Source organism: Stappia sp. G46H5W (genome assembly GCF_058448995.1).
The window spans coordinates 531,020-544,124 of the sequence record NZ_JBZFLL010000004.1 but is presented as its reverse complement, the minus strand read 5'-3'; the positions used below and the strand labels follow the sequence as shown (position 1 = coordinate 544,124).

13 protein-coding genes are annotated in these 13,105 nt (G+C 67.8%); 11 read left to right on the top strand and 2 right to left on the bottom strand.

Annotation, left to right across the window (positions count from 1 at the left end):
* The first annotated feature begins 16 nt into the window (after positions 1-16).
* Positions 17-1,096, top strand: a complete 1,080-nt coding sequence (locus ACVJ6E_RS15370) for an alanine racemase (RefSeq protein WP_120269325.1) — start codon at positions 17-19, stop codon at positions 1,094-1,096.
* Positions 1,097-1,121: 25 nt separating this feature from the next.
* On the opposite strand, the gene ACVJ6E_RS15365 is transcribed toward ACVJ6E_RS15370, so the two are convergent.
* Positions 1,122-1,823: a GntR family transcriptional regulator gene (locus tag ACVJ6E_RS15365; protein WP_067335758.1), complete on the bottom strand. Its 702-nt coding sequence runs from the start codon at positions 1,821-1,823 to the stop codon at positions 1,122-1,124.
* Positions 1,824-2,092: 269 nt separating this feature from the next.
* Between ACVJ6E_RS15365 and uxaC the strand changes: the two genes are divergently transcribed.
* The 10 genes from uxaC to ACVJ6E_RS15315 all read left to right on the top strand — a co-directional run bounded on the left by uxaC (position 2,093) and on the right by ACVJ6E_RS15315 (position 12,497).
* The gene (gene uxaC / locus ACVJ6E_RS15360; protein ID WP_120269326.1) at positions 2,093-3,499 is read left to right on the top strand and encodes a glucuronate isomerase; all 1,407 of its coding nucleotides are present in this window, start codon (positions 2,093-2,095) and stop codon (positions 3,497-3,499) included.
* 33 nt (positions 3,500-3,532) lie between these two features.
* On the top strand, positions 3,533-4,513 hold the full coding sequence (locus ACVJ6E_RS15355) for a TRAP transporter substrate-binding protein (protein WP_120269327.1): 981 nt from the start codon (positions 3,533-3,535) through the stop codon (positions 4,511-4,513).
* 80 nt (positions 4,514-4,593) lie between these two features.
* Positions 4,594-5,103, top strand: a complete 510-nt coding sequence (locus ACVJ6E_RS15350; protein ID WP_120269328.1) for a TRAP transporter small permease — start codon at positions 4,594-4,596, stop codon at positions 5,101-5,103.
* Positions 5,104-5,106: 3 nt separating this feature from the next.
* Positions 5,107-6,387 (top strand): TRAP transporter large permease, encoded by a 1,281-nt coding sequence (locus ACVJ6E_RS15345; protein ID WP_120269329.1) that lies wholly within the window; start codon positions 5,107-5,109, stop codon positions 6,385-6,387.
* A gap of 18 nt (positions 6,388-6,405) precedes the next feature.
* A complete protein-coding gene (locus ACVJ6E_RS15340; RefSeq protein ID WP_120269330.1) occupies positions 6,406-6,723 on the top strand; it encodes a cupin domain-containing protein in 318 nt (105 codons plus the stop codon).
* A gap of 30 nt (positions 6,724-6,753) precedes the next feature.
* The gene (gene kduI / locus ACVJ6E_RS15335) at positions 6,754-7,578 is read left to right on the top strand and encodes a 5-dehydro-4-deoxy-D-glucuronate isomerase (protein ID WP_120269331.1); all 825 of its coding nucleotides are present in this window, start codon (positions 6,754-6,756) and stop codon (positions 7,576-7,578) included.
* Entirely contained in the window at positions 7,575-8,318 is a 744-nt protein-coding gene (gene kduD, locus ACVJ6E_RS15330; protein ID WP_120269332.1) for a 2-dehydro-3-deoxy-D-gluconate 5-dehydrogenase KduD, read from the top strand. Before kduI ends, kduD begins: the two co-directional genes overlap by 4 nt.
* Positions 8,308-9,756: a mannitol dehydrogenase family protein gene (locus ACVJ6E_RS15325; RefSeq protein WP_491676480.1), complete on the top strand. Its 1,449-nt coding sequence runs from the start codon at positions 8,308-8,310 to the stop codon at positions 9,754-9,756. Before kduD ends, ACVJ6E_RS15325 begins: the two co-directional genes overlap by 11 nt.
* A complete protein-coding gene (gene uxuA, locus ACVJ6E_RS15320; RefSeq protein WP_120269334.1) occupies positions 9,749-10,942 on the top strand; it encodes a mannonate dehydratase in 1,194 nt (397 codons plus the stop codon). The genes ACVJ6E_RS15325 and uxuA overlap by 8 nt, the downstream gene beginning before the upstream one ends.
* Positions 10,935-12,497: an altronate dehydratase family protein gene (locus ACVJ6E_RS15315; protein WP_120269335.1), complete on the top strand. Its 1,563-nt coding sequence runs from the start codon at positions 10,935-10,937 to the stop codon at positions 12,495-12,497. The genes uxuA and ACVJ6E_RS15315 overlap by 8 nt, the downstream gene beginning before the upstream one ends.
* A 167-nt stretch (positions 12,498-12,664) precedes the next feature.
* Here the strand turns inward: ACVJ6E_RS15315 and ACVJ6E_RS15310 are convergent, their stop codons facing one another.
* A complete protein-coding gene (locus ACVJ6E_RS15310; RefSeq protein ID WP_120269336.1) occupies positions 12,665-12,874 on the bottom strand; it encodes a cold-shock protein in 210 nt (69 codons plus the stop codon).
* Between the last annotated feature and the right edge of the window lie 231 nt (positions 12,875-13,105).

Sequence of the window (13,105 nt, the reverse complement as noted above, 5' to 3'; positions counted from 1 at the left end):
ACGAACGGACCACTCCATGACCGCCGACGCGCCCTTCCAGCCCGAAACGCCCGCCCTCGTGCTGGACGAGGCGGTTGCGCTCGCCAACATCGCCCGCTTCCAGGCCCATTGCGACCGGCTCGGTCTCAAGAGCCGGCCGCATATCAAGACGCACAAGCTGCCGCGCTTCGCCAAGGCGCAGATCGAGGCCGGCGCGCGCGGCATCACCTGCCAGAAGATCGGCGAAGCCGAGGTCATGGCCGATGCCGGCATCGACGACATCCTCATCACCTTCAACATCCTTGGCGAGGCCAAGCTTGCGCGGCTGAAGGCGCTTGCCGGGCGCATCGCCCGCCTTGCCGTCGTCGCCGACAGCCAGACGACGGTGGACGGCCTCGCCGCCGCCTTCGCGGACGGTGCGGCAACGCTGCATGTGATGGTGGAATGCGATACCGGCGCCGGACGCTGCGGCGTCCAGACGCCCGAAGAAGCGGCAGATCTCGCCGCCCGCATCGCGGCTGCGCCCGGCCTCGTCTTCGCCGGACTGATGACCTACCCCGCCCCCGGCAAGGCCGGCAATGTCGAGCGTTTCATGGGCGAGGCGCTCGGCCTGCTCGCCGCGCGGGGCATCGAGTGCCCGGAAATCTCCAGCGGCGGCTCGCCCGACATGTGGCATGCGGGGGAAGCGGAAGGCGGGTCCCGCAACCTCGTCACCGAGTACCGGGCCGGCACCTACATCTACAACGACCGCTCGCTGGTCGAGCGCGGCGCCTGCGCCCTCGACGACTGCGCCCTGACCGTGCACGCCACTGTCGTCAGCCGCCCGACACCGACGCGTGCGGTGCTGGATGCCGGCTCCAAGGCGCTGTCCTCAGACCTGCTCGGCCTCACCGGACACGGCACCATCATCGGCCATCCGGATGCGCATATCGCAGCGCTCAGCGAGGAACATGCGGTGGTCGATATCCCCGCCGGCAGCCTTGCCGTCGGCGACCGCGTCCGCATCGTGCCGAACCATTGCTGCGTGGTGACAAACCTGTTCGACAGCGCCTGGCTGCTCGGCGCCGACGGCAGCGTTCAGCAGATCGATATCGCCGCGCGCGGCCGCATGACCTGACGGACTGACCGGCGCGACCCTCTCCTCAGGCCTCGTCGGGATCAAAATAGTCTGCGTGGGCGGCCCGAATATCGTCGATGATGCCGGCGATACGGGCCAGATGCGACCGCATCCGCGTGATCGCCCCGTCCTGGTCGCCGTCACGCACCGCCGCCAAGATCGAGATGTGGTCGTTCAGCGCCAGCCGGGCGCCGTTCTCCAGCGACAGGTAGCGGACCCGGTCCATATGGGCCTTGTGGTCGCGGATCAGCGCCCACACGTGCCCCTGCCCGGCGATCTCGCAGATGCGGTTGTGAAAACTGTCGTCGAGCGCATGGAAGCCGGCCCGGTCGTCGCGATCCACCGCCTTTTCCTGCTCGCCGATCATGTCTTCCAGCTCGCCCATCTCCGCCTCGGTCATGTTGGCCATGGCCGCGCGCATCGTCTCCAGTTCGAGCGCGGTGCGGATGAAGCGGGCACGGTGCACCGCCTCCACCGAGATCGGCGTCACCACCGTGGCGCGCTGCGGACGAATCAGCAGGAAGCCCTGCTGCGACAGCCGGTAGAAGGCATCGCGCACCGGCTGCCGGCTGACCCCCATCTGCTTGGCGACTTCCGCCTCCGACAGCTTTGTGCCGGGCAGAAGATCGAGGCCAACCACCCGATTGTAGAGTTCGGCAAACACCAGATCGGTCACGGACGGCACGCGCGACATGTCGAGCGTCCTGAGCTTGATCTGTTCCGTCATCCACCTGCCCTCCCTGCGACCACCGCAGCCCGCCCGCAAGATCGGACGAGGCCTTGGCGCCGCGCTGCCGGACGTGCCGTCCGCGCCGGTTTTCCGGCATTTGCCGGGAGGCTCGTCCTAGCGACTGCCGCCCGGTTTGACAATTCGCCGCCCCCGTTTCGGCGGGCGTTGACTCAACTTGCAGACTAACATATTAGATTACTAGTTAGTTCGCCAGCCCCAAGAACGAGACGCGGACAAACGCGACAGGGCCGGCAGGGAGGATCCGAATGGCGCTACTGGACGAGGACCGGCTGTTTCCGGTGGAGCCGCGCACGCGCGGCCTTGCCCGCGACATTTACCGGACCATCCGCGACCTGCCGATCGTCAGCCCCCACGGCCATACGGACCCGGCCTGGTTCGCGCTGAACGAACCGTTCCCCGACCCGGCCGAGCTTTTCGTGGTGCCGGATCACTACGTCTTCCGCATGCTGTGCTCGCAGGGCATCGCGCTGACCGATCTCGGCGTTCCCCGCGTCGACGGCGGGACAAGCGAGCGCGATCCGCGCCGCATCTGGCAGCTCTTCGCCGACAATTTCCACCTGTTCCGCGGCACGCCCTCCGCGCTCTGGCTGAACCACGCCTTCCAGGAGGTCTTCGGCATCGACGAGCCGCTGGGTCCGCAGACCGCGACGCGCATCTACGACCATATTGCCGACTGTCTCGCTCGCCCCGAATTCCGACCGCGTACCCTGTTCGACCGGTTCAACCTCGAGGTCATCGCCACGACGGAATCGGCGCTGGACCCGCTGGAGCATCACCGCACGATCCGCGACAGCGGCTGGGGCGGCCGGGTCATCACCGCTTATCGGCCGGACGCGGTCATCGATCCCGAGTTCGAGGGCTTTGCCGCCAACGTCGCTCGTCTCGGCGAGATCACCGGCGAGGACACGACGAGCTGGCACGGCTATCTCGCCGCCCACCGGGCCCGCCGGGCCTTCTTCAAGCAGCACGGCGCCACCTCGACCGATCACGGCGCGCCCAGCGCCCGCACCGAGGACCTTTCGCCGACTGAGGCCGCAGGCCTCTTCGACAAGGCGCTGGCCGGGCGCTGCACGGCGGAGGAAGCCGACCGGTTCCGCGGCCACATGCTGACCGAGATGGCGCGCATGAGCCTCGACGACGGGCTGGTGATGCAGATCCACCCCGGCGCCTTCCGCAACCATTCCCCTGCCGTGATGGCCCGGCACGGCCGCGACAAGGGCTTCGACGTCCCGACGCGCACCGACTACGTGCGCGCGCTCAAGCCGCTGCTCGACGCGGTCGGACACGAGCCCGGCCTCACCATCATTCTCTTCACCCTGGACGAGACCTCCTACGCCCGCGAGCTGGCGCCCCTTGCCGGCGCCTATCCGGTGCTGCGCCTCGGTCCGCCCTGGTGGTTCCACGACAGCGCGGAGGGCATGCGCCGTTTCCGCGAGATGGCGACGGAAACCGCCGGTTTCTACAACACCGTGGGGTTCAACGACGACACCCGCGCCTTCTGTTCCATCCCCGCCCGCCACGACGTGGCCCGGCGGTCGGATGCGGCATTCCTTGCCACACTCGTCGCCACAGGGAGGCTCGGCGAGGGCGAGGCATACGAGGTCGCACGCGACCTCACCTACACCCTGGTCAAGGCCGCCTACAGGCTGTGACCGGGCCGAAACTGCTCTAGGGAGGAACTGAACATGAAACACTGGAAGACCATGACGGCAGCCTTCGGGCTGCTCGCCGCCTCCGCCATGACGGTGCAGGCGGCCGACATCGTCCTGCGATCCTCGGACACCCATCCGGACGGGTATCCGACTGTCGAGGCGGTCAAGTATCTCGGCGAGCTCGTCAAGGAGCGCTCCAACGGCCGCATCGAGATCGAGGTGTTCCACTCGGCCCAGCTCGGCCAGGAGAAGGACACGATCGAGCAGACGCAGTTCGGCGTGATCGACATGAACCGCGTCTCGCTCGGGCCGTTCAACAACATCATCGAGGAGACCCAGGTTCCCTCGCTGCCCTACATCTTCCGCTCCGTCGACCACATGCACAAGGTGATGGACGGTCCGATCGGCCAGGAGATCCTCGACGCGTTCTCCGACCATGATCTCGTCGGCCTGGTCTTCTACGACGCCGGCTCGCGCTCCTTCTACAACCGCCAGAAGCCGGTCGAGAACATGGCCGACCTGTCGGGCATGAAGTTCCGCGTGATGCAGTCGGACCTGTTCGTCGACATGGTCAACGCGCTCGGCGCCAACGCGACGCCGATGCCCTATGGCGAGGTCTATTCCTCGATCCAGACCGGCGTCATCGACGGCGCCGAGAACAACTGGCCGTCCTTCGAGAGCTCCGGCCACTTCGAGGTCGCCGGCTACTACACGCTCGACGAGCACCTGATCGTGCCGGAAGTCCTGGTCATGTCGAAGAAGAGCTGGGACAAGCTCTCGGCCGAGGACCAGGCCTTGATCCGTCAGGCTGCCAAGGACTCCGTCCCGCACATGCGCAAGCTGTGGGCCGAGCGCGAGGCCGCCTCCGAGGCCAAGGTCCGCGAGGCCGGCGTCAAGATCGTCAGCGAGATCGACAAGACGCCCTTCATCGAGGCGATGAAGCCGGTCTACGAGAAATACGTGACCTCCGACAAGCTGAAGGACCTCGTCGCCCGCATCCAGGCGACCGAGTGATCCCTGCCTGACCTCGAACCCGCGGCGGCCGGTCCGCCGCGGGTTTCTTCTTGCCGGGAGGACGCATCTTGCAAGGGACAATGCGCGACATCGCGCGGATCACGGGCACCCTGGGCCGCATCGCCCTGTGGCTGTCGGGCACGGGCCTCGTGCTGATGACCGCATTCATTTCGGTCCAGGTCTTCTGGCGCTACGCGCTCAACGACAGCCAGTCCTGGACGGAGCCCGCCTCGGTGATGCTGATGGGCTGGTTCATCTTCCTGGGCGCTGCCGTCGGCATCCGCGAGGGCTATCACCTGTCCTTCGACGTGCTGCTCTACGTGCTGCCGCTGAAGGTCAAGCTGGCGCTGCATTCGATCTCGGACGCCGTGGTCATCGCCTTCGGCGCGGGCATGGTCTGGTACGGGGCCGAACTCGCCGCCAAGACCGCCGGCAACAAGCTGCCCTCGCTCGGCATTTCCGGTGCGTTCGACTTCCTGCCCCTCGTCGGCGGCGGGATCCTCATCGTCCTCTTCTCGCTTGAGCGCCTCGCCCGCCGCGCCGCCGGCCTGCCGACCGCCCGCTTCGGCGAAACCGAACTGGAGGATTGAGAGATGGAACTGTTGATCCTCTTCGGCACCTTCACCGTCCTGCTGCTGATCGGCACGCCCGTCGCCTTCTGCCTCGGCGTCTCGTCCTTCGCCACCATCGCCTATATGGGCCTGCCGCCGGTGGTCGTGTTCCAGCGGTTGAACTCCGGCGTCTCGGTCTTCGCGCTGATGGCGATCCCCTTCTTCATCTATGCCGGCGAGCTGATGGTGCGCGGGGATATCGCCCGCCGGCTGGTGGCGCTCGCCGGCGCCCTGGTCGGCCACCTGCGCGGCGGCCTCGGCCAGGTCAACATCACCGCCTCAGTGCTTTTCGGCGGCATTTCGGGCTCCGCCGCGGCCGACGCCTCTGCGATCGGCGGCCTGATGATCCCGCAGATGAAGGCGCGCGGCTACGACGTCGACTACGGCGTCAACGTCACGGTCGTCTCCTCGATCATCGCGTTGATGCTGCCGCCCTCGCACAACATGATCATCTATTCGATCTCCGCTGGCGGGCGCATCTCCATCGCCGACCTGTTCACCGCCGGCATCCTGCCGGGGCTGCTGCTGGCGCTGTCGCTCATGTTCGCGGCCTGGTACGTCGCCAAGAAGCGCAACTACCCCATCGATCCGTTCCAGGGCTGGGGCATTGTCGGCCACCTGCTGATCAACGCGACCCCCGGCATCCTGCTGATCGCCATCATCTTCGGCGGCGTGCGCTCCGGCATCTTCACCGCCTCGGAAAGCTCCTGCATCGCGGTCGTCTACGCGCTCTTCATCACCGCCGTCGCCTACCGCACCATGCACTGGCAGAACTTCGTGCTGGCGACGACCGCCGCGGTGCGCACCACCGCCATGGTGCTGCTTGTGATCGGCTGTGCCGCCTCGTTCGGCTGGCTGCTCGCCGTTCTGCGCGTACCCGCGACGCTCGTCGCCGTCATGCAGGACGTCTCGCAGAACCCGCTTCTGGTGCTCTTGCTGATCAACGTGATCCTGCTGATCCTCGGCACGTTCATGGACATGTCGCCGCTGATCGTCATCACCACGCCGATCTTCCTGCCCGTTGCCCAGGCGTTCGGCGTCGACCCGGTCCATTTCGGCGTCATCCTGATCCTCAACCTCGGCATCGGCCTTTGTACCCCGCCGGTCGGCGCGGTGCTCTTCGTCGGCTGCGCCGTCGGGCGGATCACCGTCTGGGATGCCGTCCGCACGATCTGGCCCTTCTACTTCGCCGCCGTCGGGACCCTGCTGCTCGTCACCTATGTGCCGGCGCTGTCGCTCTGGCTGCCCTCGCTGTTCCACTGATCACATCGGAGCCCGTCCATGTCTCCCCTTGCCGCCTTTCCGGAAGTCGCCACCGGCCCCGGCGTCACCCGCCGCGTCGTCGCCGACAGTCCGCAGCTGATGGTCGTCGCCTTCACCTTCGAAGCCGGCGCGGAAGGCCCGCTGCATAACCATCCGCACATCCAGTCGACCTATGTGGAAAGCGGCCGCTTCGTCTTCTCGCTGGACGGGGAGGAGTTCGAGGTCGGCCCCGGGGACAGTTTCGTCATCCCCTCCAACGCGGTGCACGGCTGCCGCTGCCTTGAGGCAGGGCGCCTGATCGACGGCTTCACGCCGCGCCGCGACGATTTCCTCTGATCCCGAAACCCACCCCTTCAAGGAGCCGCCATGCTGAGCGTCGAGACCCGCCACGCCGTCCACCAGGACCATGCCAAGGGCATGGACACGGACGAGCTGCGCCGCCACTTCCATGCCGGAGGCCTGTTCCGCGACGGCGAGATCCGCCTCGTCTACACCCATTACGACCGCTTCGTGCTGGGCGGCGCGGTGCCGGGCACCGGCACCCTCACCCTCGACAAGGTCGAGGAGACCCGCACCGCCACCTTCCTGGAGCGGCGCGAGATGGCCGTGGTCAATATCGGCGCCACCGGCGAGGTGTCCACGCAAGAGGGAGGCTGGACGCTGGAGCGCGGCGACGTGCTCTATCTCGGCATGGGTGCGGGACCGGTCACCTTCTCCGGCGGCGGGCGGTTCTACATCACCTCCGCCCCGGCCCACCGCACCCTGCCCGCGCGGCTGATCCGCCTGTCGGAGGCCAACAGCCTGAAGCTCGGCGCCACCGAGACCTCCAACAAGCGGACCATCAACCAGTTCGTCCATCCGCTGGTGATGGAAAGCTGCCAGCTCGTGCTCGGCTACACCACGCTGGAGGACGGCTCGGTCTGGAACACCATGCCGGCCCACGTCCACGACCGGCGGATGGAAGCCTATCTCTACTTCGACATGACGGAGGATCAGCGCGTCCTGCACCTGATGGGCGAGCCGCAGCAGACCCGCCACCTCATCGTCGCCAATGAGGAAGCCGCCATCTCGCCGCCCTGGTCGATCCACTCGGGCGCGGGCACCGGCAGCTACACGTTCATCTGGGCGATGGCCGGGGACAATGTCGACTACACGGACATGGATTTCGTCAGCATGGCGGAGATGAAATGAGCACCTCCTTCTCGCTCTCCGGCCGCAAGGCGCTGGTGACCGGCGCCAATACCGGCATCGGCCAGGCCATCGCCCTCGCGCTGGCCGCCGCCGGCGCCGAAGTGACCTGCGCCGGCCGCCGCTCCTGCCTTGAGACCGTCGCCGCGATCGAGGCTGCCGGCGGCAGCGCCTCCTCGCTGACCCTCGATCTTGCCGATCCGATGGCGGCGCGCGACGTCTTCGCCGGCACGGGCCATTCGATCCTCGTCAACAATGCCGGCATCATCCGCCGCGGGGACAGCGTCGACTTCACCGAAGACGACTGGGACGCGGTAATGGACGTCAATCTCAAGGCGCTGTTCTTCACCACCCAGGCCTTCGCCCGCGACCTGCTGGCGCGCGGCGAGGGCGGCGCGGTCGTCAACATCGCCTCCATGCTGTCCTTTCAGGGCGGCATCCGCGTGCCGTCCTACACCGCCGCCAAGCACGGGGTTGCGGGGATAACCAAGATCCTCGCCAACGAGTGGGCGGCAAAAGGCATCAACGTCAACGCCGTCGCGCCGGGCTACATCGCCACCAACAACACCAAGGCGCTGCGCGAGGATCCGGACCGCTCCGCCGCGATCCTCGACCGCATCCCGGCCGGCCACTGGGGTGCGCCCGAGGATATCGCCGGGACCGCCGTCTTTCTCTGCTCCCCGGCCGCCCGCTACGTGCACGGCGCGGTGATCCCTGTCGATGGAGGCTGGCTTGCCCGCTGACCTGCCCCGCCTGAAACCGCGCCGCGAAGGCCCCCGCCCCGGCACCGGCATCGTCCATCTCGGCCTCGGCGCCTTCTTCCGCGCCCATGGCGCCCTCTATGTCGCCGAGGCAATGGCCGCATCCGGCGGCGACTGGGGAATTGTCGGCGTCTCGCTGAAGCGGCCCGACCAGCGCGACCGGCTGGCGCCGCAGGACTTCGCCTATACCGCGCTGGAGCTCGCCCCCGGCGGCGAGGTGCCGCGCATCGTCGACGTGCTGGCCGGCGTCCTCGTCGCGCCGGAAGACCCGGAAGCGGTGGTCGCGCTGATGGCCGCCCCCGCCACCCGGATCGTCACCCTCACCGTCACCGAAAAGGGCTATTGCCACGAGCCGGCGACGGGCCGGCTGTCGCTCACGCATCCCGACATCGCGGCCGATCTTGCCGATCCGGCACGGCCCGCCTCGGCGCTCGGCTTCCTGGTGCGCGCGCTCGCCCGCCGCCGCGCGGCGGGGATCAAGCCCTTCACCGTGCTGACCTGCGACAACCTTCCCCACAACGGCGCGATGCTGCGCGGCCTGGTGCTGGAGCTGGCCGAGCGGATCGACCCGACCCTTTCCCGGTGGATCGCGGCCGAGGGGCGGTTCCCCTCCACCATGGTCGACCGCATCGTGCCGGCGACAAGCCCGGCCGATCTCGACCATGTCGCCCGCCTGATCGGCTGCCGCGACGAGAGCCCGGTCCTGCACGAACCGTTCCGCCAGTGGGTGATCGAGGACGACTTCGTCGACGGCGACCGGCCGGACCTTGGCGCCAGCGGTGCGGAACTCGTCGCGGACGTCGCCCCGTACGAGCTGATGAAGCTGCGCTGCCTCAACGGCACGCACAGCTCGCTCGCCTATCTCGGCTATCTCGCCGGGCACGAGACCATCGCCGACACCGTCGCGGATCCGGCCTTCTCGGCCTTTCTGGATCACCTGTGGGCCGAGGAAATCCTGCCGGGCCTCACCCCACCTCCAGGCGTCGACCTTGCTGCTTATGCCGCCCGGCTGAAGGAGCGCTACGCCAATCCGGCGATCCGCCACCGCACCTGGCAAATCGCCATGGACGGCTCGCAAAAACTGCCGCAGCGCATCCTCGGACAGCTGGAGGAAGGGCTTGCCGCCGGACGGCCGATGTCCGGCCTCATCCTCGCGGTCGCCGCCTGGATGACCTATGTCGGCGGCACCGATCTTTCGGGGAAATCCATCGACGTGCGCGATCCCATGTCCGAGCGCCTGCGCGCCCTGTGCGATGCGGCCGAAGGCTCGGCGGCGAAGGTGGCCGCCCTCTTGGCGCTGCGCGAGATCTTTCCGGCAAGCCTTGCCGGCAACACCGCGTTCCGAACCAGTCTCACCGAGGCCCATGCGGGTCTTGCCGAGCGGGGCGCCCGCGCAATGGTCGAGGCCTGTCATGCTTGAGAGCTGGCGCTGGTACGGACCGCTCGACCGCATCGGGCTTCACGAGATTTCGCAGACCGGCGCGCGGGGCATCGTCACCGCGCTGCACGAGATCGCTTACGGAGAGATCTGGAGCCGCAAGGCCATCGCCGCCCGCAAGGCGATGATCGCCGCCAGCGGCCTCGACCTCTCATGGCAGGTGGTGGAGAGCCTGCCGGTACACGAGCGCATCAAGCGCGGCGAGGGCGACCTCGCCCCGCTCTTTGCCAACTACCGCCAGTCGCTGGCGAACCTTGCGGCCGAGGGCATCTTCACCGTCTGCTACAACTTCATGCCGCTGCTGGACTGGACGCGGACCGACCTTGCCAGCCCGGTCCGGGGCGGCGGCACCTGCCTGCGCTTCGATGCCGCGCGCATGTGCGCGCTGGAAATGTTCATGCTGGAGCGCGAAGGCGCCGAGGACGACTACCCGGAGGAGGTGCGCCACCGCGCCCGCCAGTGGTTCCAGGCAAGCGATACGGCCGCCCACGAGGACCTCGTCGCATCGATCATGGCGGGGCTTCCCGGCGCCTACGACCGCTACGACATCCCGGCCCTGCGCCAGGCGCTGACACTGTATGACGGCATCGACGCCAACGCTCTGCGAGCGAATTTCGCCCGCTTTCTCAAGGAGGTGGTTCCGGCCGCGACAGAACTCGGCATGCGCCTGTGCGTCCACCCGGACGACCCGCCGCGCGACATCCTCGGCCTGCCGCGCATCGTCTCGAACGCGGAGGATATCGCCTGGATCCTCGACCAGGACGAGGCGACGGCGAACGGCCTGACCCTGTGCTCCGGCTCGCTCGGCGCCAATCCGGAAAACGACGTGCCGGCGATTGCCCGGCGTTTTGCCCCGCGCATCCACTTCGCGCATCTGCGCAATGTCGCGAAGGAGCCCGACGGCAGCTTCGAGGAAGCCGCCCACCTTGCCGGCGACACCGACATGGTGGCGCTCGCCGCCGTGCTGCTGGCCGAGGAGCGCCGGCGCCGGGACGAGGGCCGGGCGGACGCGGAAATCCCCTTCCGCCCCGACCATGGACACGCGCTGTTGTCGGACTTCGACCGCGACACCCATCCAGGTTATCCTCTGATCGGACGCATGCGCGGCCTTGCCGAACTGCGCGGCGTCATCACGGCCCTCTCCCATCCTGGAACCCGTCATGCCTGACAACGCAACCGGCCTTGCCGACCGCCCGCCGCTCGTCCTTTCGGAACGCGACAATGTCGCGGTGCTTGCCGCCCGCGCGGAGGCCGGCAGCGATCCGCTGGAGTTGGGAGCGCCGCTTTCGGCCGCCGTCGCGCCGGGGCACAAGATCGCCCGCCGCCCGATCGGGGCGGGCGAGCCGGTCGTCAAATACGGGCAGGTGATCGGCTATGCCACGGCCGCAATCGCCGCCGGCGAGCATATCCATTCGCACAATTGCGAGATCGGCGAGCACGAGCGCGCCTACCGCATCTCCGACAAGCTGGCCGAGGCGCGCGCCGCGATCCCGCGCCTCAACGACGGGGATATCGCGGGCAGCTTCCTCGGCTACCAGCGCGCCGACGGGCGCGCCGGCACGCGCAACATGATCGCGCTGGTCGCCACGGTGAACTGCTCGGCGACAGTGGTGCGGCGGGCCGCCGACATCCTCAACGCCTCCGGCATGCTGGACGACTGGCCGAACATCGACGGCGTCGTCGCTTTCGCCCACGGCACCGGTTGCGGCATGTCGTCGAGCGGCCCGGGCTGGGAGATTCTCCAGCGCGTGCTGTGGGGCCATGCGACCCATCCCAATGTCGGCGCTGCGGTTTTCGTCGGCCTCGGCTGCGAGGTGATGCAGGTGGCGCGGATGAAGGCGCTCTACTCGGATGGCGCGGAGACCCGCTTTCACGGCCTTGCGATCCAGGAAAACGGCGGCACCCGTGCCACCATCGAGCGGATCGTCGAGACCGTGCGCGAGCTGTTGCCGGAGGTGAACCGCACCGCCCGCCGGCCGACGCCGGTTTCGGCGCTGAAGCTCGGTCTGCAATGCGGCGGGTCAGACGGCTGGTCGGGGATAACCGCAAATCCGGCGCTCGGCATCGCCTGCGACCTCTTGGTGGCGCAGGGCGCAACGGTCGTCCTGTCGGAGACCCCGGAAATCTTCGGCGCCGAACAGCTGCTTCTGTCGCGCGCGGCCTCACAAGAGGTCGCCGACCGCCTGATCGAGCGCATCCGCTGGTGGGAGGACTATGCGGCAAAAAACGGCGCCTCGCTCGACCAGAACCCCAGCCCCGGCAACAAGGCCGGAGGCCTCACCACCATCCTGGAAAAGTCGCTGGGGGCTGTTGCCAAGGCCGGCGCCACGCCGCTGAACGAGGTGGTCGGGTATGGCGAACAGGTGAAGGGGCCGGGCCTCGTCTTCATGGACACGCCGGGCTACGATCCGGTCTCGGCGACGGGACAGATCGCCGGCGGCTGCCAGCTCGTCGCCTTCACCACCGGGCGCGGCTCCGCCTTCGGCTCCAAGCCCGCCCCGACCTTGAAGATCGCCACCAGCGACCGGCTCTACCGCGCGATGCGCGAGGACATGGACGTCAATGCCGGAGACGTGCTGGAAACGGGCGTTTCGCTGGCCGAGAAGGGCCGCGAGATCCACGACCGGCTGATCGCCGCCGCCTCTGGCGAACAGACGAAGTCGGAGGCCCTGGGCCTTGGCGACCACGAGTTCGTACCCTGGCAGATCGGCGCGGTGCTGTAGGGATCGGCCCTGGCGCCTGTCTCCAGACGCAAAAAAGGCCGGGCGAACCCGGCCTTTCCCAAGTGCCTCGATGAGTGCTGCCAGTACATCCGTGGTCAGCGCTCAGAAGCACAATTGCGTTGTCAGGCTGCGCGCTTCAGGAGCGCGCTGCCCGACCCTGCGGGTCGTTACGCGACCTGCAGGTTGTCAGCAGCAGCCTTGCCGCTGCGGCGATCGGTGACGATCTCGAAGCTGACCTTCTGGCCCTCGACGAGGCTGGTCATGCCAGCGCGCTCGACCGCGGAGATGTGAACGAAGACGTCGGGCTGACCGCCGCCCTGCTCGATGAAGCCAAAGCCCTTGGTGGAATTGAAGAACTTAACGGTACCGGTGTTCATGGCGATTTCCTTTTCAGATCGCGAACGGGTATGTGCCTGCCGCGCGCAGAACGCATGGCAAACGGTTCAGATCGATTTTGAGAGAGGAAGATCGCCGGTCGCGCGCCAAGCGCGCTCAGGAACAAAGTTCAACAGCCAAGATCGATGACACACATATGGACGGCAACGGTGTTCAAAACAAGGCCGCATTCTCAAGGGGGGCAAAATAAATCCGGCGGCGACCGGGAATAA